24 protein-coding genes and 2 tRNA genes are annotated in these 24240 nt (G+C 68.6%); 10 read left to right on the plus strand and 16 right to left on the minus strand.

All coding sequences use genetic code 11. From position 1 onward, the window contains the following. Positions 1 to 553 precede the first annotated feature (553 nt). The gene (locus AB0H84_RS09950) at positions 554 to 955 is read left to right on the plus strand and encodes a hypothetical protein (RefSeq protein WP_357600994.1); all 402 of its coding nucleotides are present in this window, start codon (positions 554 to 556) and stop codon (positions 953 to 955) included. A 102-nt stretch (positions 956 to 1057) separates the two neighbouring features. Continuing rightward, positions 1058 to 1255, plus strand: a complete 198-nt coding sequence (locus AB0H84_RS09955; RefSeq protein ID WP_357600997.1) for a hypothetical protein — start codon at positions 1058 to 1060, stop codon at positions 1253 to 1255. Here the strand turns inward: AB0H84_RS09955 and AB0H84_RS09960 are convergent. From AB0H84_RS09960 to AB0H84_RS09995, 8 genes are all read right to left on the minus strand, one after another. Continuing rightward, positions 1218 to 1445: a hypothetical protein gene (locus tag AB0H84_RS09960; RefSeq protein ID WP_357601000.1), complete on the minus strand. Its 228-nt coding sequence runs from the start codon at positions 1443 to 1445 to the stop codon at positions 1218 to 1220. The two genes, AB0H84_RS09955 and AB0H84_RS09960, sit on opposite strands and share 38 nt — an antisense overlap. 8 nt (positions 1446 to 1453) lie before the next feature. Further along, the gene (locus AB0H84_RS09965; protein ID WP_357601003.1) at positions 1454 to 1921 is read right to left on the minus strand and encodes a group II truncated hemoglobin; all 468 of its coding nucleotides are present in this window, start codon (positions 1919 to 1921) and stop codon (positions 1454 to 1456) included. Between the two features lie 98 nt (positions 1922 to 2019). Then, positions 2020 to 2093, minus strand: a tRNA-Met gene (locus AB0H84_RS09970). A gap of 116 nt (positions 2094 to 2209) precedes the next feature. Then, positions 2210 to 2286: transfer RNA gene (locus tag AB0H84_RS09975), tRNA-Met, on the minus strand. Between the two features lie 53 nt (positions 2287 to 2339). Then, positions 2340 to 5300 (minus strand): UPF0182 family protein, encoded by a 2961-nt coding sequence (locus tag AB0H84_RS09980; RefSeq protein ID WP_357601006.1) that lies wholly within the window; start codon positions 5298 to 5300, stop codon positions 2340 to 2342. 129 nt (positions 5301 to 5429) lie between these two features. After that, positions 5430 to 6476, minus strand: a complete 1047-nt coding sequence (locus AB0H84_RS09985) for a PDZ domain-containing protein (RefSeq protein ID WP_357601009.1) — start codon at positions 6474 to 6476, stop codon at positions 5430 to 5432. Between the two features lie 10 nt (positions 6477 to 6486). Further along, on the minus strand, positions 6487 to 6912 hold the full coding sequence (locus AB0H84_RS09990) for a molybdenum cofactor biosynthesis protein MoaE (protein WP_357601012.1): 426 nt from the start codon (positions 6910 to 6912) through the stop codon (positions 6487 to 6489). Positions 6913 to 6958: 46 nt separating this feature from the next. Further along, positions 6959 to 8032, minus strand: a complete 1074-nt coding sequence (locus tag AB0H84_RS09995) for an NAD-dependent epimerase/dehydratase family protein (RefSeq protein ID WP_357602010.1) — start codon at positions 8030 to 8032, stop codon at positions 6959 to 6961. 130 nt (positions 8033 to 8162) lie between these two features. On the opposite strand from AB0H84_RS09995, the gene AB0H84_RS10000 reads away from it, so the two are divergent. Genes AB0H84_RS10000 through AB0H84_RS10010 form a run of 3 tightly spaced genes read left to right on the plus strand, consistent with a single transcriptional unit; the run spans position 8163 to position 10943 of the window. Beyond that, on the plus strand, positions 8163 to 9368 hold the full coding sequence (locus tag AB0H84_RS10000; RefSeq protein ID WP_357602013.1) for a zinc-dependent metalloprotease: 1206 nt from the start codon (positions 8163 to 8165) through the stop codon (positions 9366 to 9368). Continuing rightward, entirely contained in the window at positions 9365 to 9925 is a 561-nt protein-coding gene (locus AB0H84_RS10005; RefSeq protein ID WP_357601015.1) for an NUDIX domain-containing protein, read from the plus strand. The genes AB0H84_RS10000 and AB0H84_RS10005 overlap by 4 nt, the downstream gene beginning before the upstream one ends. Positions 9926 to 9956: 31 nt before the next feature. Further along, complete coding sequence (locus AB0H84_RS10010) at positions 9957 to 10943, plus strand: endonuclease/exonuclease/phosphatase family protein (RefSeq protein ID WP_357601017.1); 987 nt, start codon at positions 9957 to 9959, stop codon at positions 10941 to 10943. Here AB0H84_RS10010 and AB0H84_RS10015 read toward each other — a convergent pair. After that, entirely contained in the window at positions 10930 to 11514 is a 585-nt protein-coding gene (locus tag AB0H84_RS10015; protein WP_357601020.1) for a hypothetical protein, read from the minus strand. The genes AB0H84_RS10010 and AB0H84_RS10015 overlap by 14 nt on opposite strands. Next, positions 11511 to 12026, minus strand: a complete 516-nt coding sequence (locus AB0H84_RS10020) for a M48 family metallopeptidase (RefSeq protein ID WP_357601023.1) — start codon at positions 12024 to 12026, stop codon at positions 11511 to 11513. The genes AB0H84_RS10015 and AB0H84_RS10020 overlap by 4 nt, the downstream gene beginning before the upstream one ends. Before the next feature lie 555 nt (positions 12027 to 12581). Between AB0H84_RS10020 and AB0H84_RS10025 the strand changes: the two genes are divergently transcribed. The 3 genes from AB0H84_RS10025 to AB0H84_RS10035 all read left to right on the plus strand — a co-directional run bounded on the left by AB0H84_RS10025 (position 12582) and on the right by AB0H84_RS10035 (position 17369). Then, positions 12582 to 14333 (plus strand): hypothetical protein, encoded by a 1752-nt coding sequence (locus tag AB0H84_RS10025; RefSeq protein WP_357601025.1) that lies wholly within the window; start codon positions 12582 to 12584, stop codon positions 14331 to 14333. A gap of 62 nt (positions 14334 to 14395) precedes the next feature. Continuing rightward, positions 14396 to 15730 (plus strand): AarF/UbiB family protein, encoded by a 1335-nt coding sequence (locus AB0H84_RS10030; RefSeq protein ID WP_357601028.1) that lies wholly within the window; start codon positions 14396 to 14398, stop codon positions 15728 to 15730. A gap of 1042 nt (positions 15731 to 16772) precedes the next feature. After that, complete coding sequence (locus AB0H84_RS10035) at positions 16773 to 17369, plus strand: hypothetical protein (protein WP_357601030.1); 597 nt, start codon at positions 16773 to 16775, stop codon at positions 17367 to 17369. Between the two features lie 166 nt (positions 17370 to 17535). On the opposite strand, the gene AB0H84_RS10040 is transcribed toward AB0H84_RS10035, so the two are convergent. The 5 genes from AB0H84_RS10040 to AB0H84_RS10060 form a co-directional block, all read right to left on the minus strand. Next, complete coding sequence (locus AB0H84_RS10040; protein ID WP_357601033.1) at positions 17536 to 17700, minus strand: hypothetical protein; 165 nt, start codon at positions 17698 to 17700, stop codon at positions 17536 to 17538. Positions 17701 to 17764: 64 nt separating this feature from the next. Continuing rightward, complete coding sequence (locus tag AB0H84_RS10045) at positions 17765 to 18034, minus strand: WhiB family transcriptional regulator (protein ID WP_344992332.1); 270 nt, start codon at positions 18032 to 18034, stop codon at positions 17765 to 17767. Positions 18035 to 18162: 128 nt separating this feature from the next. Next, positions 18163 to 18423: a hypothetical protein gene (locus tag AB0H84_RS10050; RefSeq protein ID WP_357601036.1), complete on the minus strand. Its 261-nt coding sequence runs from the start codon at positions 18421 to 18423 to the stop codon at positions 18163 to 18165. A 164-nt stretch (positions 18424 to 18587) separates the two neighbouring features. Beyond that, entirely contained in the window at positions 18588 to 19457 is an 870-nt protein-coding gene (gene tesB, locus AB0H84_RS10055) for an acyl-CoA thioesterase II (protein WP_357601039.1), read from the minus strand. Positions 19458 to 19675: 218 nt separating this feature from the next. Further along, positions 19676 to 21706, minus strand: coding sequence for an ATP-dependent DNA helicase UvrD2 (locus AB0H84_RS10060; RefSeq protein WP_357602015.1), 2031 nt, complete (start codon positions 21704 to 21706; stop codon positions 19676 to 19678). Positions 21707 to 21858: 152 nt separating this feature from the next. Between AB0H84_RS10060 and AB0H84_RS10065 the strand changes: the two genes are divergently transcribed. Next, the gene (locus AB0H84_RS10065; protein WP_357601041.1) at positions 21859 to 22758 is read left to right on the plus strand and encodes an alpha/beta hydrolase; all 900 of its coding nucleotides are present in this window, start codon (positions 21859 to 21861) and stop codon (positions 22756 to 22758) included. An 84-nt stretch (positions 22759 to 22842) separates the two neighbouring features. Next, positions 22843 to 23091: a mycoredoxin gene (locus AB0H84_RS10070; protein WP_357601044.1), complete on the plus strand. Its 249-nt coding sequence runs from the start codon at positions 22843 to 22845 to the stop codon at positions 23089 to 23091. Here AB0H84_RS10070 and nudC read toward each other — a convergent pair whose 3' ends face one another. After that, on the minus strand, positions 23092 to 24066 hold the full coding sequence (gene nudC / locus AB0H84_RS10075) for an NAD(+) diphosphatase (protein WP_357601047.1): 975 nt from the start codon (positions 24064 to 24066) through the stop codon (positions 23092 to 23094). Positions 24067 to 24240: the final 174 nt, after the last annotated feature.

Below are 24240 nucleotides of genomic sequence, written 5' to 3' on the forward strand. Positions count from 1 at the left end.
AAGCAATATCCGTCAATCATGACGGGGTCATGCATGTATCTATCTCATGCACTGGCTTTTAACACACTGTTGAGTTCTCAAGAAACGGACGCGTATTTCCTCACTCCAAGCCGTTCAGGCTTTTCGCTCGGAGGCGTTCATTTCGTTGTGTCTTAATTCTTTCAGCCGTTCAAGTCCCTGTCAAATTGACCCGACTTGCTCGACCTGCTGGAATTAATCCGCGCCCCGCTTCCGGGACAACCCCTCTAACTTACCAGCCCCTCCGGAGTGATACGAACACCGAAGGACGGGCCTGAAGGAAGTGGGATCCGCCGGGCATCTCCGGAGTTCGAGGAACCCCTTGACCGCCCTGCGCGAAGCAACTCTAGCAGCCCGCAGCGCCCACTTCTGCCTCTTAGGTAACCCCTAGACCCTTCCCTCACCACGCAACGCTCAAACCTTCCCAAGAACCCCCTGGTCGGCACCCGCGCTATCAAGCCGACAGCAAGTCATCCGCAATCGTCACCCGGTACGAAGTAGCTACGAGCAGACTGCGCTCTCGGAGGTGTCCGCTATGACCCGCTCGGAGTTCGACGACATCCGTGCCTTCCTCGCCGATGAGGCGACCCATGCCGGAGACCTGCTGAGAATCGCCAGAACCCTGATCGACGATCTCGAGCACGCCCGCCTGCGCGAGGCCGTGCTCCGCACCCACTACCTGCGCCTCCTCACGGCCGCGCGGGCGACGGTGGCGGCGGACGCACTGGGCGCGCCAGACCCCCTGGCGTTCGTCAAGCACGAGCTGGGCGAGCGCGGCCAGCTGCCGGAGGACGGCGAGGCCGCTCAGCGCATCCTGTCAGACGCCCGGACGGCGGCGGCGCTGCTCGAGTGCCTGGAGAGCGCCACCCCGCAGCGCCCGCGCGGAGTGCGTCTGCACCGCCGCTGCGTCACCATGAGGCGGACACTCCCGCGTTAGCCTTGCGGACACTCCCGCGTTAGCCGCTGACTTGATGACGACTCAGGGCATACTCCGCCTTGGCCACCCGGCTGTAAGACTGCGCATATGTGGCAGCGGGGGTTGAACTGGGCGGCAGTCGCACTGGTCGGGATCTTCGGCCTCATGTGGGTCGGCGTCGTGGTCTACGCCGATCAAGGCTCATCCCTGCCGATCCGGATCGTGCAAGTGGTCTTCGGGCTCGTGCTCTTCGGCTGGGCCGGCTACAAGGCGTTCTCGATGGTCAGCAGGACCTACGACGAAGAAGGCTCGAACCGGTAGCCCCCCGGGGGCTCGGTACGGTGACGCCCGGAGCACGCAGGATCTGCTGCGGCTCGGCGCGGCCGTGGGTCTCGACGAAGCCCACGACCACGTCCTTGCCGCGTTCGCGGGCGCGGGCGCGGTACGCCTCGCCCAGCACAGCGTTCGTCTTGCCCACTCCGGGCGCCGTAGCCAGGCAGACGCGGAGCATCCCGCAGGTTACGGCTGGTACGGCGGCGCGACCCCCCAGCCCCAGTGCGGCACGGGAGCTTCAAGCGGAGGCGTGGCGTCCGGCTGGGAGTTGTGCCTGGCCAATCTGGTGCCCCACTCGATGTAACTCGCGAAAGCCGCCCTGAACTCGGGGTCGTCCGGCAGGCCCACCTCGTCGGCCGCATCCATGAGCAGGTTCACCCACCTGCGGCGCTGCGGCTCGGTGATGGCCTTGCCAAGGTGGTGGCGGAGCATGTTCGGATAACCGCCGCGCTCCTTGGTGTAGCGGTCCGGCCCGCCGAACACCTCGCTGAGCCACATGGCCACGTGTTTCGGATGATCCGGGTCCATGTGCGCGAAGAGCGGGCCGACCACCTCATCCTTGACGACGGTGCGGTAGAAGACCTCGGTCAGCCGCTCGAACGCCTCGCTGCCGCCTGCCCACTCGTACAACGTCGGCACTGATTTGTCAGTCATGTAATGATGTAATCATTGATGCCGCGAGCAGGGCAAGGTCCGGAAACGCCGAAGTCCCGGCTACCGGATGATCCGGTGGCCGGGACTTCGGCGGTTAGTAGCGGGGACAGGATTTGAACCTGCGACCTCTGGGTTATGAGCCCAGCGAGCTACCGAACTGCTCCACCCCGCGTCGGTGTGTCTTCAATAACTATACAGGCTCCCAACCCGTGCTTGGTACGCCACGTGATCCTTGCCGGGAGATACACAGAAGCCCGGGTTCCGTTTCGGAACCCGGGCTTCTGGGAGTGGTAGCGGGGGCAGGATTTGAACCTGCGACCTCTGGGTTATGAGCCCAGCGAGCTACCGAACTGCTCCACCCCGCGTCGCGTTGTGTCTAAAGACTATCGGCGGCGTGGGGTGGGCGCAAACTGAATGGCTAGGACGTGCCTCCCGCCTGCGATCCCGTAGGCGTCGGCGACGGCGAGACCGAGGTGGAGGGCGTGGCCGGCGGCGAGGCGGACGGGGTGGCCGAGGGCGTCGTCGAAGGCGTCGCCGATGGCGTCGGCTGCTGGACGTTGCTCCCCTCGAGCGCCTTCAGCGCCTCCTCCAGCCGCTTCTGCGCCTCACCGTAGGCGTCCCAGTTGGGCGGGCTGGCCTGCAGGGCCTTCTGCGCGTCCTCGTACGCCTTCTTGGCGTTGGCGATCGCCGTGTTGAGCGCCGAGTTGGCCTGGTTGGGGACGGTCGCCTGCTGATCAGTTGGCGGTTTCTGCTGCTCCTGCGGGCCGCCGAAGACCTCGCGGAGCGCCCCGTCCAAGGTCGGCGCGACGCCGATCTTGCTGCCGTAGGACACCAGGACCCGCTGCAGGATCGGGTACGGCTCCTGCCCGCCGCCCGCGGTCGTCTGGACGTACACCGGCTCGATGTAGACCAGGCCGCCCGCGTACGGCAGCGTCAGCAGGTTTCCATAGCGCAGCGACGAGCTGCCCACGCCCATGACGTTGAGCTGGCCGGCGAGGCGGCTCTGGAAGGCGTTCTGGATCTGCCCGGGGCCTGGGATGGGCGGGTTGGACGGCATGCGCAGGATGCGCAGCCGGCCGTACCCGGAGCCGTTCGACGAGTCGACCGCCATGAACGCCGACAGGTTGGCCCCGCCCTGGCGCGGCACGAACGTGGTCGTCAGCGAGAACGTCGGCGTGGCGCCCGGCCCCGGCATCGTGGTGGTGAGGTAGTAGGGCGGCTGCTTGATGTTCTTGTCGCCCTGCGTCGGGTCGCCCGGGACGTTCCAGAAGTCCGTGCCGTTGTAGAAGGCGGCCGGGTCGGTGACGTGGTAGCGCGACAGGGTGTAGCGCTGCACCTTGAACAGGTCTTCCGGGTAGCGGACGTGGTTGCGCAGATCGGCGCTCATCTCCGAGGCCGGGCGGATGACGCCGGGGAAGGCCTTGCTCCAGGTCTTCAGCATCGGGTCGTTGGTGTCCCAGCCGTAGAGCTTGACCGTGCCGTCGTAGGCGTCGACCGTCGCCTTGACGGAGTTGCGAATGTAGTTGATCTTGTCGGTCGGCTGCTGGGCGATCACGCGGCGGTCCGTGGACGTGTCGCGCGTCATGTCGCCGAAGCTCTCGCTCTGCGAGTACGGGTAGTCGTTGGACGTGGTGTAGCCGTCGATGATCCAGGTGATGCGCCCGTCGACGATCGCCGGATAGGGGTTGCCGTCGAGCGTGAGGAAGGGCGCGACCTTCTGCACCCTGTCACGCGGGTTGCGGACGTAAAGGATCTTGGAGTTGTCGTTGATGTCGCCCGACAGGAGGATGTTCGCCTCGCCGTACTTGGCGGCGTAGAAGAGCCTGTTGACGAACGACCCGACCTGGACCCCGCCGCCGGTGTAGGTGGTGTTCTCCTGGCCCGTTCCGGTCGTCTTCGGGTAGTCGAGCTCCTGCGGGTTCTTCGGGTTTCCGCCCGCGATGACGTAATCGTCCCCGGCCGGGGCCTCGCCGAAGTAGACGCGTGGCTCCCGCAGCTTGGTGGTGGTCGCCAGCGGGCCGGTGACCGGCATGTCCTTGGCGTCGTACGCGGGCTGGCCGCTGGTGTCGACCTGGTTGCCCGGCGCGGCGACGAAGCCGTAGCCGTGGGTGTAGACCAGGGCCCGGTTGATCCAGTTGTTCTGGCCCTCGGGCGGGCCGGTCAGCTCGCGGACGCCGACGACGTGGTCGATCAGCTTGCCGGTGCTGTCGGGGTAGCGGTCGACGTCGAGCGTGTCGCCGAAGCTGTAGAAGCCGCGGATGCGCTGCGTCTGCTCGTACGTCGACGAGACCAGCGCCGGGTCGAGCAGGCGGACGCCCGAGACCGAGGTGTCCCCGTCCTTCTGGACCTTGGCGGGGTCGGACTCGGCCTGGTAGGTCTCCACCTCGGTCTTGTCGACGTTGTACGCCTCCCGTGTGGCCTCGATGTTGCGCTGGATGTAGGCGGCCTCCTTGCCCTGCTGGTTGGGCTTGACCTGGAACTGCTCGACCAGCGCCGGGTAGACGCCGCCGATCAGGATGGCCGAGAGCACGAGCAGGCCGGCCGAGACGCCGGGGAGCATGCCGCCGGGGCGCACGACGCCGGCGAAGAACAGGGCGGCGCAGATCAGCGCGATGATCGCGAGGATGGTCTTGGCCGGCAGGACGGCGTTGACGTCGGTGTAGGAGGCGCCGTTGACGAAGCCGCGGTCGGAGAAGACCAGGCCGAAGCGGTCGAACCAGTAGGCGACGGCCTTGAGCAGCAGGAAGACGCCGAGCAGCACCGACAGGTGGGTGCGCGCCGCCCTCGAGGCGTGCACGCCGGGCGACTGCAGCCGGAACCCGCCGTACAGGTAGTGCGTGATCGCCGCCAGCACGATCGAGATGATCACGGCGGTGAATAGGAAGTTCAGCACCATCCGGATGAACGGGTAGTCGAACATGTAGAACGAGATGTCGAGCCCGAACAGCTTGTCCTGCTTGCCGAACGACGCCCCGTTGACGAACTCGAGCCACGTCTGCCACTGCCCGGCGAACGAGGAGCCGGAGAAGAGCGCGAGCAGGCCCATGCCGACAATGAAGATCAGCTTGCGGTGGGGGTCGAGCGCCATGCGGTAGCGGTCGGCGCCGCTGCCACCGCCGAACATCGCCGGCCCGAACATCGGGCGCATCCGGAAGGCCAGCAGCATGTTGCCACCCGCGATGCCGACCATCAGCACCGCTCCGACCAAGAACAGCACGATCTGGGTCAGCAGCACACCGGTGAAGACCGACGTGTAGTTCGTCGCGTCGAACCACAGATAGTCGGTATAAAACCCAGAAAATAGGAAAAACAACGCCACGATCGCCACAAGGGCGATCGCCACAGGCAGAAGAAGTCGGGGTCGGCGGGGCAAGCGCATCGCCCTACCGGCTCCTGGGGTCCGGAAGCTCAAGGCCAACCCCTCGTCGTGATGAAAAAACGGTCCGTGTCTGGCAACCTACACCGCTGTGCCAGCCCTACGGCTAACGCACGGCAAGCACCGAAAGTTTCACCCGGCCTCACACGCGGGCACGTTTCCCTTGCCCGTGCGCAGCGCGTCGAGCGCCAGCACCGCGTCATGCATCGTCTCGGCCTTGACCAGCCGGAGCCCGTCGGGCACGGCTTTCATGGCCTCGGCGCAGTTGTCGGCGGGGGTGAGGAAGACGGTCGCGCCGGAGTTCTTGGCGCCCACCATCTTCTGGGCGATGCCGCCGATCGCGCCGACCTGACCCGACGGCTCGATCGTGCCGGTGCCGGCGATCTTCTTGCCGCCGGTGAGCTCACCTGGCGTGAGCTTGTCGAAGATGCCGAGCGAGAACATCAGCCCCGCGCTCGGCCCGCCGACGTCGCCGACGTTGATGTCGACGTCGAACGGGAACTTGTACTTCGCCTGCATGAGCACGCCCACGAGGGGCTGTCCCTTGGGGCCCGCCACCGTCGGCACGGTGACGTCGAGCTTCTTGCCGGCCCTGGTGACGTTGAAGAGCACGTTATCGCCGGGCTTGTGCGCCTTGACCGCGTCGCCCACGACGTCGACGTTCTTGGCCGGTTTGCCGTCGACGGCATTGATCTCGTCGTCCTTGGCGAGCTTGCCGTCGGCGGGCTTGCCCTTCTCCGTGGAGACCACCGTCACGACGGTGCTGTAGGGGATCTTGAGCTCGTTGAGCGCGGCGGCGGTGGCGGAGTCCTGGGAGTTGGTCATCTCGACCGTGTTCTCCTCTTCGACCTCTTTGGGGTCGCGGTTGGGAGCGAAGATGGTCTCCTGCGGGACCACCGCGACAGTCGGGTCGATCCAGCCGCGCAACGCCGTCAGCAGGTCGATCTGGGCGGCCGGACCGCCCTGGTAGGCCACCGTGACGAGACTGAGCGCACCGCCGGTGGGATAGGTCTGCCGCCCCTTGATCGTGATCACGGGCTTCTTGTCGACCTCACCGATCGTGTTCTCCGTCGGGCCGGGGCTCAGCACGACGTACGGGACCGGACTGAACGCGCCCACCACGCCGAGCGCGAGCACCAGGAAACCCGCGATCAGCAGGGTCAGGGCGCGTCGTGACATGTCGATGAGCTTATTCGCCGGCGCCGACCCATTCGGTCTCGCCGTCGGCGAACACCTGATGTTTCCAGATCGGGACCTGTGCCTTCAGGTCGTCGATCAGCCGGCGTGAGGCCTTGAACGCCTCGTCCCTGTGGGGCGCGGCCACCGCGACGACGACGGCCGCCTCGCCCAGCTCCAGGTCGCCCACGCGGTGCACGGCGGCCAGAGCCGTCACGGGGAAGTCGGCGGCGATCTTCTCGGCCACCCGCCGCAGCTCCGCCTCCGCTGAGGGGTGCGCCGAGTAGGAGAGCTTGGTCACCGGCTTTCCGTGGTCCTGCTCGCGTACGGTGCCCACGAAAAGGGTGGTGCCGCCGGCGGCGTGGTCGCCCACGGCGGCCAGCACCTCGTCGACGGAGAGCGGCGTGTCACGAATGCCGAGCAACCGGATGACGTCCACGGAAAGGGAGCCTACCCAATGAGAAACCCGTTCGTTCGGCTGCCGCTCATAGGCGTCGCTTCTTACGCACCTGCCGGACGATCGCGGCGGTGCCGATGACGGCGACGGTGGCGCCCGCGGCGGTGAGCGTGGCCTCCTTGACGGGCAGCCGCCGGCCGACCACGGTCGTCCTCTTCTCGCGCAGCTCGAGCAGCTGGGTGAACGCGGCCTCGTTGGTCCACAACGGCTTCCAGCCCGCCTCGCGCAGCGAGGCGCAGTCGACGACCCACGGATAGACGACGTAGTGCAGGTCCGTCGCGGGCGCCGGGGTGACGCCGAGCCGGTGGAGCCGCTGCGCCGTGCCGAAGGTCAGCCCCGCGGGCAGCTCGAGGCTGCGGATGCCGGACAGCTCCTCGATCTGCTCGTGCTCCAGCCATCCGTCGGAGCCGACGGCCACCACGCCGGTGACCGCGCCGCGCGCCGCCAGCTCCAGCGCCGAGATCAGGTCGTCGATGTGGCAGAACTGCCAGTGCGGGCTGCAGCCCTTGACGGTCAGGAGCCTGGGCGACTCGAAGTGGCGGGTGATGACCGTGTCGACTCCCGGGCCGACCACGGCGGCCGGGCGGAGCACGGTGACCTCCAGGCCGGGGTGGGCGCGCAGCGACCTGCGTACCAGGGACTCGATCTCCAGGTAGTCGCCGACGACGCCGGTGTCGGGCTCGGCCGCCACCGGGGCGCCCTCGGGCAGGGGGACCTGGTTGTCGGGCGCGGCGCCGTACACCATCGCGCTTGTGACCAGCACCACTCTGCGCACGCGCGCCGCGGCGCTGGCCGTCAGGACCGTCTGGGCGGCCCGGAGGTTGTACGCGCGCCGCTCACCTGGGTCGGAGTCGACGGCGTAGTCACCGGCCAGATGGACCAGGACGTCGATGTCGGAGATCCGGTTCGCCAAGAGCGGATCCCGTACGTCGAGCACTCTCCACGTGGCTTCCCGAACGTCGCCGCGCTGCTCGTCGATGGCCACCACCCTGCGGAAATCCGCGGAGGATACGAGCCTCGCGAGCAGCTCGCGGCCCAGGCCGGAAGCCGCTCCCGTGACGGCTACTACGGGTTGGCGCGGGCGTTTCGAGGTAGGCACCAGGTCCTCACTTTGCACTGATCCGCCGTAGGACGACTAACGTGGCGGATGTGGACTCCTCCATCCTGCACGAGGTAGAGCGGTGACTGACCTGCCAGGTCGCGAAAACGACCCTAACGAGAACCCGTTCGCCATGTTCGGCAACCCTGAGCAGATGGCTCAGGCGATGCGCCAGTTCGCCGACATGCTGTCGGCGCCGCAGGGTTCAGGCCCTGTCAACTGGGACATGGCCAAGAACATCGCCCGCCACGCCGTGGTCGCCCAGGGCGACCCGAGCGTCATGGAAGGCGAACGCCGCCAGATCGCCGAGGCGCTGAGCCTCGCCGACCTCTGGCTCAACGAGGCGACGACGCTGCCGAGCGGCGTGTCCAATCCGCAGGCCTGGAGCCGGTCCGAGTGGATCGAGAACACCGTCCCGATCTGGCGAAAGCTCTGCGAGCCGATCGCGGAGCGCATGGTCCAGACCATGGGCGGCGCTCTCGGCGGCTCCGGGCTGCCTCCGGAGGCCCAGCAGATGGCCGGGCCGCTGCTCGGCATGCTCAAGCAGATGGGCGGCATGATGGTCGGCCAGCAGATCGGGCAGGCGCTCGGCTCGCTGGCCCGTGAGGTGGTCGGCACCACCGACATCGGCCTGCCGCTCTCCGACACGGCCGCGCTGCTGCCGGGGGGCATCGCCTCCTTCAGCGAGGGCCTGGAGATCCCGTCCGACGAGATCAGGCTCTATCTGGCGCTGCGCGAGGCCGCGCACCACCGGCTGTTCCAGCACGTACCGTGGCTGCGCTCCCACCTGCTGGGCGCGGTCGAGGAGTACGCCAAGGGCATAACGGTCGACACCTCGGCGCTCGAAGAGCAGATCCGCGGTCTCGACATCAACAACCCCGAGGCGATCCAGGAGGCGCTGAGCGGGGGCAACCTGCTCAAGCCCGAGGAGACCGAGCGGCAGAAGGCTGCGCTGTCGCGGCTGGAGACGATGCTGGCCCTGGTCGAGGGGTGGGTGGCCACCGTGGTCGACCGGGCGGCCGAGGGCAAGCTGCCCTCCGCCGTGGCGCTGGCCGAGACCGTACGCCGGCGGCGCGCGACCGGTGGGCCGGCCGAGCTCACGTTCGGGACGCTCGTGGGCCTGGAGCTGCGGCCCCGGCGGCTGCGCGAGGCGGCGGCGCTGTGGCGCGCGCTGGAGAACGCGCGCGGGCTCGACGGGCGCGACGCGCTGTGGGGCCACCCCGATCTCATGCCGACGGCCGACGATCTCGACGACCCGGACGCCTTCGTGCTCGGCGAGACTGCCTGGGACATCTCCGAGCTGGAGAAGAAGCCGGACGACAAGGGCGACGAGAGTTGAGCCTGCATGCCGACGCGGTGGCGGTGCTGTCCGCGTGGGACGCGCCGACGCCCGAGGAAGAGGCGTTGCGGGCGGAGTTCCTGGAGCATTTGCGCTCCTATGACGACGCGATGCTGCGGGAGTGCGTACCCGGGCATCTGACGGCCACGACGGCGGTGCTGTCGCACGACGGCTCGCAGGTGCTGCTCACGCTGCATCCGAAGGCCAAGATGTGGCTGCCCATGGGTGGCCACTGTGAGATTTCCGACATGTTGCTCACAGAGGTTGCTCTGCGGGAGGCGTGGGAGGAGTCCGGAATTTCCGGGCTCGAGCTGCTGCCCGGCCCGCTCGCGGTGGACAAGCACGTCGTGTGGTGCCATCCACCGCACAGCTGGCATCTCGACGTCGAATACGCGGCCGTGGCACCTCCCGGCGCCGAGGCCGTGATCAGCGAGGAGTCGCTGGACCTGCGCTGGTTCCCGGTCGACGGCATTCCCGAGCCCTCCGACGAGGCGACGCGGCGATTGGCCGCACGTGGACAGGCGAAGCTCCGGTCGGGCTCACGCGCCCTCGGTTAGAGTCCGTTGCGTCGTTCCAATAGGGGGTGGCGTGGAGACTTCTGCCGTCGGCGGCACGATCGTGACACCTGGGCGCAAACGGGTGAAGTTCCCCGGGACGGCGTTGACCTGGCTGGCGGTGACCCCGTTCGCCGCCTGGGCCGTGGCCAGGGTGGCCGGGCTGGAGCGGGGGTCGCTGCCCACGCAGATCATGACCGCCACGCCGTACGCCGCGGCGGGGTCGCTGGTCCCCCTCCTGATCGCCGCGGTCGGGCGCAAACGCGCCGCGACCGCGGTCGCGCTGCTGGCCACGACCGCGCTCGGCTTCAGCGTGCTGCCCAGGGCGCTGGGCGGCGCCGAGACGACGACCGGCAGGCCCCTCCGGGTCATGACGATCAACATGCTGTTCGGCAGGGCCGACGCGGTGACGATCATGAAGCTGGTACGCGAGTTCAACCCCGACGTGCTGAGCACGCAGGAGCTGACGCCTGGGGCGGTCTCCGACCTGGACGCGGCCGGCCTCGAAGAGGTGATGCCGCACCGCGTCCTGCTGCCCGAGTGGAGCGCCGGGGGTAGCGGGCTCTACTCCAGACATCCGCTGGAGCCGCTGAGGGGCGTGATGCCGCCGGTCGGGCATCAGATGCCCGCCGCGCTGATCTCTCTTCCCGGCGGGAAGCCGGTCGAGTTCATCGACGCGCATCCCTTTCCGCCGCTGGGGGGCTACGTCACCGAGTGGAATGAGGCTCTCGCGGCCTTCCCGTCCGCCTCGCCCGACCGGATCCGGATCATCGCGGGCGACTTCAACGCTTCCCTGGACCACGCCGCCCTGCGCGGGCTGCTGGCCCGCGGCTACAAGGACGCGGCCGACACGGTGGGGGCCGGGCTGATACCGACGTGGCCGGCGAACAAGCGGGTGCCGCCGATCATCACGATCGACCATGTGCTGGTGGACCGGCGGGTGGGGGTGAAGGAGGTCAGCGTGCGGGACGTGCCCAGGACCGACCATCGCGCCGTGCTGGCCGAACTCACCGTGCCGTGACCAGGGCTCTCGTGTTCTCCCAGCCTTCGAGGCCGGGGTCGAGGCGTTCGACGTCTTCGCGGGTGCGCAGGCGGTGCCAGCCCGGGGTGGTGGCGACTCTGCGGGGGCCGGGGGCCTGAGCGCGCAAAGTGGTCACGATGTCCGCGTCGTCGAGGTCGGGGTCGGCCCAGGCGGGGGCGGGGAGCGCGCAGGCCATGGCCACCGCGCCGCCGTTCTCGGCCGGGCAGATCGTGATCTCGGCCCTGCCCAGCTCCCTGAAGAGCTTGCCGACGAGCAGGGGTGGCAGGTCGGGCGCGTCGGCGCTGATCACGGCCGCCTGGTCGGCGTTGAGGCGCTGGAGGATGATTTTTAGCGGTTCATCGTCTTTTATCGTGATCACTTCGGTGCCGGGCCAGACGATCTCCTCCAGCTCCGGGATACTGGTGATCAGGACGGGAGTGACGAGCTCCAGCCCCGCGACCATCTCATAGGTGTCCTCTGCCACCGCTTCGAGGAACTCACGGGGATCCACGCCCGGGGGCGCCGCCTGTGCCATGCGCTGTCGTACGAGAACCGCGGCGATGCGCGTCAACACTCCTCCGGTGCCGTATGGGCCGCGGCCGAGAATCCCTCCAGAAACCCGCGCGCGCGTTCTGCCTTGGGATACTGTTCTACCAGCGCCCAGAACTTGGCCCCGTGGCTGGGCACCAGCAGGTGCACCAGCTCATGGATGATCACATAGTTGATGACCCATTCGGGCAGGCCCTTGAGCCGGGTCGAGATCCTGATCGTGCCGTTCTCCGGGGTGCACGAGCCCCAGCGGTGCTGCTGGTTGTCGACCCATCGCACGCTCACCGGCTCCGGCATGCCGTCCAAATATCTCGCCGACAGCTCCTTGGCCCGCTCGAGCAGCGCCTCGTCGGTGGGCCTTCGCCGGCGTTCCTTCTCGGCCAGCCGATCCAGCATCCGGCTCACCCACTCATCCGCGTCTTCACCGCTCAGCCAGGCGGGCAGGAGCACGATCGTCTTGTCGCCGTCGCGGTAGGCGGAGACCGTACGCCGGCGACGAGAACTGCGACGAACCTCGACTGTCTCGGGGGGCACATATGCACGGTAGCCGACCCCGGCGAAATTCCACAGAGGGTGGACGTTGTTTCTGCTGGTCAGATGATTAAGAGCGGGTGAATTTGGGCAAGCGCGGTTTCCCGATCTGCGGCCTGACCTGGATCGACCTGCTGGAGGATGTGATCACGGGCATGTTGGGGATTCCCGCATCAGCACGGCTTCCTGCTGTTGATGGCCTTGGTTCTGAGGTGCTTTGGCGGGCCTTGTGGGGGTTGGCACGTTCTAGGCGATCTTCACTGCGATGGCGCCCGCTTCCGCATTGGGCGATTTCTCGGGAAAGATTGATTTACCAGAACTTTATCTCTGAGCATCGCTTCCTGGGCTCCTCGCGCGCCCGTGGAGCGCCCGTCTCGACCCGTCTGTGACCGACCTGAGCGGGCTCGCCCTCTCAACGGCGGATACGCCCGATCATTAAGCCCCTGACCTGCTTGTCCGGGCCATCTCTGTCCACAGGCACCGGCCGGGGTCCTTGGTTATCCACAGCCACCGCTGAACCGGCTCGGGATCTTGCTCGAGCATGGAAACCTTCCCGCCATGAGGCCACGTGTGAAGCCCGCCCTCCGGCGCATCATCCGCGACGAGTACACCCTCCAATACGGCGTGCACCCCCTCAGAGCCGTCATGCTGAGCGGCCTGACCCCGGCCGTCCGACAGTGGGTGGAGAGGCTCGACGGCACTCGTGAGCTGGAGTGCGTCCTGGCGGAGGCGGCCGCCGCTGGCTTGGACGAGATCAGCGCTCGCTCGTTGCTGGAGCAGCTCGCCGCACAGGGCGCTCTTCATGACGCCGCCACCAGCCCCACGCCGCTCGCCGATCTCTCGCTGGCCGAGAGAGACCGCCTGAGACCGGACATCGACGCCCTCGACCTCGCCTCCACCGCCCCGGACGGCGCGATCGCCCGTTTCGGCCGCCGCAGGGAGCAGCGGGTGCGCGTCTATGGGGCAGGCCGGGTGGGCGCGCAGGTGGTCGCCCTCCTCGCCGCCGCCGGGGTCGGCAACATCCGCGTGTTCGACCCAGGCACAGCCCGGCCGTGCGACATCACACCCGGCGGGCTGACGTGGGCGGAGGTCGGTCTCTCGCGGGAGGTTGGCGCGGTGGCGGTCGTCAGGAGGCTCACGACAGGCGGGAACACGCCGGTGGAGGCGGCGGGCCCACCGCAAGCCGCCGGCTCCCGGGGCACCGCGCCTCCGCCGGCCGCGCCACCTGGCCGATCACCGCAGACCGCACGGGTCACCAACCAGCCACCAGCGCCGCGCTCCGGCCGTCCAGCACCGTCCTCGCGCTCTGGCAACCCGGGACAAGCCACACGCTCCGGCAACCCGGGACAAGCCGCATGCTCCGGCACTCCCAGCCAAGCGGTGCCCTCCGGCACTCCCAGCCAGGCGGTGCCCTCCGGCGGCACGGCGCAGGCGGCGCGCTCAACCCCCGCCCCGTATCAGCGCTCCACCGCAGCCACCGCGGCAGCCGCCACGGGTGCCGCGGCCCCTCCCACGAGCGCCGTGACGTCCGCCACAAGTGTGGAGGCTTGCCACACCACCGCCGGGTCATCGCAGCAGGTGCGCGCCTCTGAGAGGCGGGCGGCCCGGTCGGGTGGGCCGCCTGTCGCGACGCCCGCCCGGCAGCGGCCCGAGGCTGGCGGCGGCAATGGCGGCTGTTGCGGCGGCGGCGGTGGCGGTGGCGGCGGTGGCGGTGGCGGCGGCGGCGGTGGCGGCGGCGGCGGCGGCGGCAATGGCGGCTGTTGCGGTGGCGGCGGTGACGGTGGTGCGGGGGCGAGGCCGTCGGTCAACGCCTTGGCCGGAGGTCCGTATCTTGGGGACAAGTCGGATCGACCCGATCTCGTCATACTCACGCCCGTCACACCCCTCGACGGAGTACTGGTCAACGAGCTGATCTCGCTCGACATCCCGCATCTTCTGGCGTCGGCGTTCGAAGGGCACGGTACCGTGGGGCCGCTGGTGATGCCGAGGAAGACGGCGTGCCTGCACTGCCTGGACCTGACGCGCCGGGACGGTGATCCCGGATGGCCGATCGTGACCGCCAGGCTGGGTGGTTATCCGCCGGGCGAGATCGCCTGTGACGCCACGCTGGCGACGCTGGTGGCGGCCGAGGCGACCGGCCATGCGCTCGCCTACCTCGACGGCAAGGAGTCTGCTGTGACCAACGGCACAATGGAAGTTACGCCTGATTGGCGCTGGAAAAGGCGGTCGTGGAAGGCACATCCGCAATGTCGTTGTATGCGAAACAATCCGTATTCGCTAAGAATGGTCATGTCTCCTAACCGCGACTGACGTGCTCAGAGGATGACCATGAAGGGGGGAAGCGGTATCTCGCCGAGGTTCCGCGCATCAGTGTGAGCGATCTTCCGCGTCGTGCTGTCACGCGCTCCGCCAAGCTGGCCGCCCTTCCGCTCGGCTTCGCCGGCCGCGCCGCCCTCGGGCTGGGCAAGCGGCTCGGGGGCAAGTCCGCCGAGATCGTGGCGCAGGAGGTCCAGCAGCGTACGGCCGAGCAGATCTTCAAGGTGCTCGGCGAGCTCAAGGGCGGCGCGATGAAGCTCGGGCAGGCCCTGTCCATCTTCGAGGCGGCACTGCCGCAGGAGATCGTCGGCCCCTACCGCGCCACGCTGACCAAGCTGCAGGACGCCGCTCCCCCGCTGCCCGTGTCCACCGTCCACAAGGTACTCACCGAGCAGCTCGGCGACGACTGGCGGGAGAACTTCCTGTCGTTCGACGACCAGCCGACGGCCGCCGCGTCGATCGGCCAGGTGCACAAGGCCGTGTGGCATGACGGCAGGGAGGTGGCCGTCAAGATCCAGTATCCGGGGGCGGGCAAGGCGCTGCTCGGCGACTTCGCGCAGCTGGCGCGGCTGGGCAAGCTGTTCGGCGCGCTGCTGCCCGGTCTCGACATGAAGGCCGTGCTGGCGGAGCTGCGGGAACGGATCGCCGAGGAGCTGGACTACCTGCGGGAGGCGGAGGCCCAGCACGCGTTCGCGCTCGAATTCGACGGCGATCCCGACTTCCATGTCCCCGACGTGGTCGCGGCCAACGAAATGGTGCTGGTCAGCGAGTGGATGGACGGCATCCCGCTCTCCCGCATCATTGCCGACGGCACCAAAGAGGAGCGCGATCACGCCGGCTTACTCTTCGTCCGCTTCCTCTTCTGCTCCCCCGCGCGGGTGGGCATGCTGCACGCCGATCCGCACCCCGGCAACTTCCGGATGCTGCCCGACGGGCGGCTCGGCGTGCTGGACTTCGGCGCGGTCAACCGACTGCCCGACGGCTATCCCAAGATGTTCGGCCAGCTGACGCGCATCTTCAACGAGGGCGACATGGACACCGTCATGGCCGGGCTGCGCCGGGAAGGCTTCATCCGCGACGACATAGAGATCGATCCTGACGCGCTGCGAGCCTTTCTGGCGCCGTACGTGGAGCCGACGGCGGTGGAGGAGTTCACGTTCAGCCGGGAGTGGCTGCAGGCTCAGGCGGCGAGCGTCACGGACCTGCGCCCCACGAACGTGGTCCGCCAGCTGAACCTCCCGCCTTCGTACGTGCTCATACACCGCGTCCATGCCGCGGGGATCGGCGTCCTGTGCCAGCTGGGCACCACGGCCCGCTTCCGCGATGAGGTGATCCGCTGGGTCCCCGGCTTCTCCGACGACCCCGACGACGAGGCCCTGGCCGTCAATTAGCCTGTCCGCGGATCACCCTGTCGTTGGCGAGCCCACCAGTGGCTCGTTGCCGGACACAGGGATTTTACTGACGCCGTATTGATTTTCGACTGCACTGTGTAATGATACGAGTGCAAGCCGTTACCGAACCGAGGGGATCCGGATGCGTCGATCCGCGCGCCTGCCCATCGCCGCCGCACCGCGGGCAGCAGGCATGGTCATGGCCGCCTCCGCCGTCGCGAGGGCGCGGGTGTCGCAGCAGGTATCGCGGGCGTGGGATCCGTACGTATGGGCTCCCGCTCGGTTCGATTTAGCGATGCCCGTAGCCGATATAGGTCCGTGATCCGACAGCCCGAAGCGTGACACCGCGTGGCCGGTGGGAGGCGGTGACGTCTCGTGACCGACTCACGGCCGTGACATCCCGAGGCCGATCCCCAGGCGGTGGCACCCCAAGGCCGGTCCCAGGTGGTGGCCTCCCGACGCCGGTCCCAGGTGGTGACCTGCCGACGCCGGTCTCAGGCGGTGACAGCCCCGGGACGGTCGGAGATGCACAGCTTCTGTGGCCTGTTCAGGGCTGTGGCACTCCGAGGCCGATCCGAGATGGTGACTCCACCCGTGGCCGGTTGCGGGTGAAATGCCCGTGCACGCGCGAGTGCTCGTGCACGGTGGGCCCACCGGCGCCGATGGTCAGCGCACTCCCCTCCAGGGTGCTGAACAGGCGCCGGTGGGCTCACAAACAGATGTGACAAGCCGCAGCCCGGCCGACCGTTGTGGGGCGGGCGTTCAGCTGAGGCTTGAGAGCAGGGTTTGGGCGCCGGTGGTGAGGACGCGTTCACCCTCCTCCCGCGAGTCGTGTGACCAGGCGAACTCGCATGGCCGCGTCGAGAAGGGCGAACAGCCCGAGCGCCTGCAGCAGCCAGATCGTGGGCACGATCTGACGCACGTGCGCCGGGTTCTTTCGGGCTGCTTACGTCTCCCGGCGCGCTCTCACCATGTCTGGCGAGAAGGCGGATCATAACGAGCGTTGTCGCTCGATGTCGCCGAGGGAGAAGAGGCTCCAGACATGCGCGTCCACAGGGTCATGGCGGCGGCCGGGTTCGTCTGCGCCGTGCTGCTCGTGGTGAACTCCGGCCGCCGCGCCGGGTTCCTGCCGGAGACGGCGTTCACGCACGCCATCGCGCCGTTCGCGGCGCTGACGGGCTTGCTCGCGATCACAGGCGTCTACCTGCTCGTCCGGAATACGGCTGGTGGTCTCGGACTCGTCGGGTACGTGCTCAACTCGGCCGGTCTGGCCGGAGCGTTCGCGATCGAGTACATCCTGCACTTCGTCTTCCCCTACCTCGGTGGGGGCACGGTGAACGGGTTGCTGGCCGGGGGCACCGGGCGGGCGTTCCTGGTCACGTCGGTGGTCCTGCTGGCTGGGGTGCTGACGTTCGGCGCGGCGGCGATCAGGAGCGGGGCCATGCCCGTCCTCGGCGTGGTGCTCTATGCGGTGGGGATGGTTCCCGGGTCGCTGCGGAGCGTGGTGCCGCTGCCGGTGTATCTGATCGGGCTGGTGGTGGCAGGGGCCGGGGTCGCCTGGATGTCGGCTCGGCTGTGGGCCGTCGAAGAGGAAGTCGTCGCGAGTTCACCGCGAACGGGCGTACGTCCGACGGCTTGATGCGGGACGTACGCCTCCGGAAGAGGTGGCCCTACGAGCCGAGGAGCGAGCGCGGCAGTCGGTCTCTCGGAGAACGGGCTTGCACATGGAAGAGCCGGGCGCTGGGAGCGCCCGGCTCTTGTGGAGGATCGCGGGAGATCCTGCGCCGGCGGCAGGATCTCCCGGATCAGATCTGGCGGCTCAGGGCCTCGCGGAGGCGGTCGTGCGCCCGCTTGACCTCGCGCCGCGCTCGCTGCACGCGACTGACGCGCAGGATGAGGCGTTGGTGCTCCGCCTCGCGGTGGAGCGTTTGTATTCGGTCATTTACCAGGTCATGGATGAGATCCTGCACGGCTCGGCTCCTGGTGATCTGAGTGCTCATTGGTCTGTTCGCTTTCTGGTGGTAGATGCGGTGGTCAGGCAGCGACCGGGTGCTTGCGGGGACGCCCGCGCGGACGCTTGCGGGGAACGATCGTTCCCCTGAGGATCAGTTCGCCGCCCCAGACTCCCCACGGCTCCTCGCGCTCGAGCGCGCGGGCCAGGCAGGCCTTCTGGATGGGGCAGCCGCCGCAGAGCGCCTTCGCGAACTCCACGTCGTCCGGCGACTCGGCGAACCACAGGTCAGGGTCGGTACGGCAGGGGATCTTGGCTTCGTCGATCAGGTCCATGATCGTCTTCGCCCCCATCTGCTTCTCCTTTTGATCGATCTTTTTGATCTTGGTCGGGCACCTCGTGGGTGGTCGGGATCACGGACAAATAAGTAAGGCCGCGGATCCGTCTGCGGATCCGCGGCCTGGGGGGCTCTATGTGCCGGTCAGGTTATGACCGGTACATCCCTCCAGGGTTGCGGACCCAACAGTCCACCCTTGGTGAGCTGGTTGGCCGGCAGTTCGATACGTGCGGTGTAGGCAGGGGCAGCTTGCACAGCGGCACCGAAGTGGACGCGCGGGTTGTAGGCAGCCGCCTGGCTACGGGCAGACCTCTCCTGCCGCAGCTTGGTGGGACCGTCGACGAGCCTCACCGAGTCACGGCATGCGGAAGCGAGCCACTGCGTGGCCGGCATCTTGATGCTCATCACTGGTGACTCACCTCCACTCTCGAGATCGTCGGAACTGTGCGTCCCGACTCGCTTGACCATGACCCTAAACCGGGAACCCAGGAACCGGCAACATATTTTCTACCTGCGATTTTGTAACAAGTGGCCGCGTCTGACGGCCGTCGCAGGCGGTGACTTCGTGCCTACTTCGTCAGGCGGATCATGGCCTCTTGAACGACCGAGACCACGAGCTCGCCCGACGCGGTGAACATCTCACCGCGAGCAAGTCCCCGGGCTCCCCCCGACCAGGGGGATTCCTGAGCATAGAGCAGCCAGTCGTCGGCCCGGAAGGGGCGGTGGAACCACATGGCGTGGTCCAGCGAGGCGCCCATGACGTTCGACGCGCCCCAGGCCATCCCATGCGCCAGCAAGATCGTGTCGACCAGCGTGAAGTCGGAGGCGTACGCGGCCAGCACCACGTGCAGGAGCGGGTCGTCGGGCAGGTCCGCGTGATAGCGGAACCACACGTTGGTCTCGGCGCTGCGCAGCTCGGGGTTCTTGACCGCCTCCCAGGTGAGCGGCGAGACGTACCTGGCGTCCACGGGGCGAGGCCGCGAGAGCCAGTCCCGGAGGCCGGGGTTGTCGCCGGCCAGCTCGTACATCCTGTCCTGGAACGTGGGGAGCGTCTCAGGGTCGGGCACCTGCGGCATCACGGACGCCTGATGCGTCACTCCCTCCTCGGGGATGTGGAACGACGCCGACATCGTGAAGATCGCCTTGCCGTGCTGGATGGCGACGATCCTGCGGGTGGTGAACGAACGGCCGTCGCGCAGGCGCTCCACGTTGTAGACGATCGGGACGGCGGGGTCGCCGGGGCGGATGAAGTACGCGTGGAGGGAGTGCACGTTACGGTCCTTGGGGACCGTACGGCCGGCCGCCACGAGGGCCTGGGCCGCCACCTGGCCACCGAAGACGCGCTGGATGCGTTCCTCCGGGCTTCGTCCCCGGAAGATGTCGAGCTCGATCTGCTCCAGGTCGAGCAGGTCCAGGAGCTCCTTCAGCGCCTCGTTCACGTGTCCGTCCCCCCTTTGTGCTGTGCAGTATTTGGGACAAGTCTGACGTGTCTCCCGTACGCGGCCAAAGGTGGGCCGGGCGTTGTCCGATGATCCCGGGCGCTGGTTGCCCTCCTGTTACGGCGCTGCGGCCTTTCTGCGCCTTCCCCGGAGGGTTGCGGGCGAGGGGGCACGGCGGGGCGGTGTGGGATGAGGGCGGGCGAGAGACCGGTGCGGGATCAGTCGGTGCGGCAGAGGGCGAGGACGGCCTCGCCGTAGCGGTCGAGTTTGACCCTGCCGACCCCCGCGATCGACAGCAGCTCCTGCTCGGACGCCGGCGCGCGCTCCGCGATGGCCTGGAGGGTCACGTCCGTGAAGATGACGTACGGCGGGATCTTGGCCTCCTTGGCCGCGGCCGTGCGCCAGGCCTTCAGGCGCTCCAGGAGGGCCTCGTCGTAGTCCGCCGGGCACGTCGAGCAGCGGCCCAGCTTCTGCTCGGCGGCCGCCACCAGGGTCTTGGCGCACACCCGGCAGCTCACCGGGGCCGCCACCGGGCGGCGTTCGCGAGACGAGGGCGAGAGGCGGGACGGGGACGGGGCGCGGCCGGTGAGGCCGTCGAGGAAGCGGGAGGGGCGGCGGGTCTTGCGGGCGCCCGGGGCGCGGGCTCCGGCCCAGGAGAGGGAGAGGTGCTCCCTGGCGCGGGTGATGCCGACATAGAGGAGGCGGCGTTCCTCCTCGATCTGCTCCGGAGTCTCGGCGTAGATGATCGGGAGCATGCCGTCGGTCAGGCCGACCAGGAAGACGGCGTCCCACTCCAGGCCCTTGGCGGCGTGGAGAGAGGCCAGGGTGACGCCCTCCACGGGCGGGGCGTGCTGTTCGGAGGCGCGGCGTTCCAGCTCGGCCACGTAAGTCGGCAGGTCGGCGCCCTCGGCGGCCATGTCCTCCGCCAGGTCGGCCAGGGCCTTCAAGGATTCCCACCGCTCCCTGGCCTTGCCGCCACCCGGAGGGACCGGCGTCAGGCCCACGCCGCTGAGAATGTGGTGGACCTCCGAGGCCAGCGGCTCTCCGGCTGAGGAGCGGGCGGCGCCGCGCAGGAGCACGACCGCCTGGCGTACCTCGGGGCGGTCGAAGAAGCGCTCGGCGCCGCGGAGCACGTACGGGATCTCGGCCTTGGACAGCGCCTCCTCGTACGACTCCGACTGCGAGTTGACGCGGAACAGGATCGCGATCTCTCGCGAGGGCACGCCCTTGTCCAGGAGCTTCCTGATCGCGCGGGCCGCCCCCGCGGCCTCGGCGGGCTCGTCGTCGTAGTCGGAGAAGACCGGCTTGGGGCCGTCGGGGCGCTGCGCCACCAGGTCGAGCCGGTGCGGCGACCTGGCGACCATCCGGTTGGCGAGGTCGACCACCTGCGGGGTCGAGCGGTAGTCGCGGACCAGCTTGATGACGGTGGCGTTCGGGTGCTCCACGCCGAAGCCCGTCAGGTAGCGCGGGGAGGCGCCGGTGAAGGAGTAGATCGTCTGGTTGGGGTCGCCGACCACGCAGATGTCGTCGCGGCCCCCGAGCCAGGTGTCGAGCAGGAGCTTCTGCAGCGGGTTGACGTCCTGGTACTCGTCCACGACGAAATAGCGGTACTGCTGGCGGATCTGCGCCGCGACCTCCTGGTGCTCGGTCATCACGGCCGCGGTCAGCTCGAGGATGGTCTCGAAGTCGACCAGGTGGCGCTCGCGCCGGATCTGCTCGTACGTCTCATAGAGCCTGGCCACCTCCTCCGGAGGGACCGGGGGCGTGCGGTGGTGTTTCGCGGCGGCGGCCACGTAGTCCTCCGGGCCGATCTGGGTGACCTTGGCCCATTCGACCTCGGCCGCGATGTCCCGCAACTCGGACCGATCCGGATTTTTCCGGATCTGGCGGCAGGCCTCCACCAGCACCGGCAGCTTGGACTCGATCACCGACGGCGCCTCGCCGCCGATGACCCGCGGCCAGAAGTACGTGAGCTGCCGCAGGGCCGCCGCGTGGAACGTGCGGGCCTGCACGCCCGGCGCCCCCAGCGCGCGCAGGCGCTGGCGCAGCTCTCCCGCCGCGCGAGTGGTGAACGTCACAGCGAGCACGCTCGGCGCGTCGACCACCCCGCTGCGCACCGCGTACGCGATGCGATGGGTGATCGCCCTGGTCTTGCCCGTGCCCGCCCCGGCCAGCACGCACACCGGCCCGCGCACGGCCTCGGCCACCGCGCGCTGCTCGGGGTCGAGGCCGGCCAGGACGTCATCCATGTTGTTCACCCGTACATACTCCCAGGTGTAGCGGAAAGACTCTTTATTCTGGCAACATGCGGGCCGACGTATGTTGACTGCCAGCAAGATGCAAAGTAGTGGTCTCTTCCCCCACAATGGGGCCGACCATCTGCATGGGGGAAAGGAAAGCCGTGCGAACAGCGGTTTCCGCGAGCGTGCTCGCGCTCGCCGCCGTCGTGCTCACACCAGTCGCCGCCAGTGCGAACAAGGAGCCGACGCCTGCCCCCACCTCCGTCATCGACCAGGAGGGCCTGGGCGGCTTCGCCAATGAGACCATCTCGTACGGCTCCCACGTACGTCAGAGCATGGACGTCTGGTGGACCCCCGACGGCCAGCAGCGCCCCGGTGTCTTCCTGATCCACGGCGGCTGGTGGTCGGGCGGCGACAAGCGCTACATGAAGGAGATCGTCCGCCAGTACGCCGACCTCGGCTACACGGTCTTCAACCTCAACTACCGGCTCTCCGGCGACGCGGCCTGGCCCGCGCAGCGCACGGACGCGCTGGCCGCGATAGCGCTGGCCCGCAAGCACGCCGACCGGTGGGCGTTCGACCCGGGCAACTACGTGGTGGTCGGCTTCTCGGCCGGGGGCCACATCGCGGCGGCGGTGGGCACGTACGGCGACGGCATCCACGGGCTCAAGGGCGTCGTGGGCCTGTCGCCGATCATCTCGCCCCTCCGCGCCTACTCCGACGGCGAGAAGTCCACCGACGCCAGCAAGCGCAAGCTCCGTACGGCCGCCATCCGCCTGGCCGGAGGCTGCGAGCCCAAGGGCAAGTGCTCGCGGGTCTGGGCCAGCATGGAGGTGGCCTGGCACGCCAGCAGCAAGGACGCTCCGATGCTGACCGTGCACTCCCAGGACGAGTTCGTGCCGCCGGTGCAGAGCCAGCTGCTCAAGACGATGCTGGGACAGGTGGGCGTGCCCGTGACCGTCATCACCCAGCCGGGCGTCAACCACAGCAACCCGCTCTACCGCGAGCCGGGCGTGGCCGAGCGCGTGCAGGCCTGGATCGCCGAACGCCTCGGCGGGTGAAAGCCGCGCGCCGGGGGGATTAACCCGGCACGCGGCGTTGTTGCACCGAGCGCCTGAATTCCTGACCTTGGAGGGATCTCCCACATGGCGCTCACGGTCTACAGCACCACCTGGTGCGGCCCCTGCAAGCGGCTCAAGTCTCAGCTCACCCGCGAGGGCATCAGCTTCCGAGAGATCGACATCGAGCGCGACCCGTCGGCAGCAGAGTTCGTCATGAGCGTCAACAACGGCAACCAGACGGTGCCGACCGTGGTGATCGACACCCCCAACGGCCGCATCGTCCGGACCAACCCCTCCGCCCTCGAGGTCAAGGCCCTGCTCGAAGCGGCCTGATCACCAGTCGCCGGTCAGCTCGCCGCCGTACCAGGTCTCGATCAGGCGGCGGGCTATCGACACCGGCGGCGGCAGGCGCAGCTCGCCGGAGTCCAGCGCCCGCGCCAGCTCCTCACGGGAGTACCAGCGGGCCTCGGCGATCTCCTCCGCGTCGGGCGTGAGGTCGGTCGAGGTGGCCTCGGCGAAGAAGCCGAGCATGAGGCTGCGCGGGAACGGCCAGGGCTGGCTGCCGAGATAGCGCGGGTTGACGACGGTGATGCCGACCTCCTCGGCCACCTCGCGCGCGACGGCGTGCTCCAGCGACTCCCCCGGCTCCACGAACCCCGCCAGGATCGACAGCCGCCCCTCCGGCCACTGCGGGCCGCGGGCGAGCAGGCAGCGGTCGGCCTCGTCGCGTACCAGCATGATGACCGCGGGGTCGACGCGGGGGAAGTGCTGGCTGGAGTCCTGCGGGCAGACCCGGATGTGGCCTCCGGCCCGGATGTCCGTACGGGTGCCGCAGCGCGGGCAGTATTCGTGGGTTGTGTGCCAGGCCTCCAGCGCCACGGCGTAGACCAGCAGGCCCGCGTCGCGGTCGCCGAGCAGGCCGCCCACCTGGCGCAGCCCGGCCGCCACCGGCTCGCCCTCCGGCGTGTCGACCAGGCTCATCGGGATCGTCACGCGGCCGTTGACGTCGCCCGTGGTGATGCCGGGCAGCGGCGCGGCGACCGCGAAGTACGCGACCCCGTCCTCCAGCCCGAGCAGATAGCGCGGCCCGGGCGGCGCCTCCCCGGGCGGGAGGAGCACCGCGTGCACCTCATCGCCCGTCCGCCGCACCAGCGTGTGACCGTTGTCGATCACCAGCACCCGGCTCGACGGATCGGACCACGCCCGCTCGAGCCACCCCTCGTTGGCACGCAGCGCCGATGATCTGTCGATCGTGCCGCGCGCCAGAAGCAGGGGTCCGATGAGTTGCTCTTCCGCGGTCGTCTCCACAGCCCGCCCCCTCCCCAAATCCCCTGTCATCCTATGACCTCGCAGTTAGCCGCCGATTACGGTATCCGCGCACCGGGGCGATCTTTCTGAGGCTAGGATCGGTGAGTTAGGTTAGCCTTACCTGATTATCCGGGGGTGCCTTGGCGTTGCGGCTCTATCTGACCGCGCTCAAAC

The organism is Nonomuraea sp. NPDC050786, assembly GCF_040654115.1.
Classification (GTDB): domain Bacteria; phylum Actinomycetota; class Actinomycetes; order Streptosporangiales; family Streptosporangiaceae; genus Nonomuraea.

Excerpts from the sequence above, each read along its gene's own strand:
- AB0H84_RS10070 (WP_357601044.1), top strand. The coding sequence starts at position 22,843 with ATGGCGCTCACGGTCTACAGCACCACCTGGTGCGGCCCCTGCAAGCGG.
- AB0H84_RS10045 (WP_344992332.1), bottom strand. The coding sequence starts at position 18,034 with ATGGGGGCGAAGACGATCATGGACCTGATCGACGAAGCCAAGATCCCC.
- AB0H84_RS10050 (WP_357601036.1), bottom strand. The coding sequence starts at position 18,423 with ATGAGCATCAAGATGCCGGCCACGCAGTGGCTCGCTTCCGCATGCCGT.
- AB0H84_RS10035 (WP_357601030.1), top strand. The coding sequence starts at position 16,773 with ATGCGCGTCCACAGGGTCATGGCGGCGGCCGGGTTCGTCTGCGCCGTG.
- AB0H84_RS09985 (WP_357601009.1), bottom strand. The coding sequence starts at position 6,476 with ATGTCACGACGCGCCCTGACCCTGCTGATCGCGGGTTTCCTGGTGCTC.
- AB0H84_RS09980 (WP_357601006.1), bottom strand. The coding sequence starts at position 5,300 with ATGCGCTTGCCCCGCCGACCCCGACTTCTTCTGCCTGTGGCGATCGCC.
- AB0H84_RS09960 (WP_357601000.1), bottom strand. The coding sequence starts at position 1,445 with ATGCTCCGCGTCTGCCTGGCTACGGCGCCCGGAGTGGGCAAGACGAAC.
- AB0H84_RS10000 (WP_357602013.1), top strand. The coding sequence starts at position 8,163 with ATGTTCGGCAACCCTGAGCAGATGGCTCAGGCGATGCGCCAGTTCGCC.
- AB0H84_RS09950 (WP_357600994.1), top strand. The coding sequence starts at position 554 with ATGACCCGCTCGGAGTTCGACGACATCCGTGCCTTCCTCGCCGATGAG.
- AB0H84_RS10060 (WP_357602015.1), bottom strand. The coding sequence starts at position 21,706 with ATGGATGACGTCCTGGCCGGCCTCGACCCCGAGCAGCGCGCGGTGGCC.
- AB0H84_RS09965 (WP_357601003.1), bottom strand. The coding sequence starts at position 1,921 with ATGACTGACAAATCAGTGCCGACGTTGTACGAGTGGGCAGGCGGCAGC.
- AB0H84_RS10025 (WP_357601025.1), top strand. The coding sequence starts at position 12,582 with ATGAGGCCACGTGTGAAGCCCGCCCTCCGGCGCATCATCCGCGACGAG.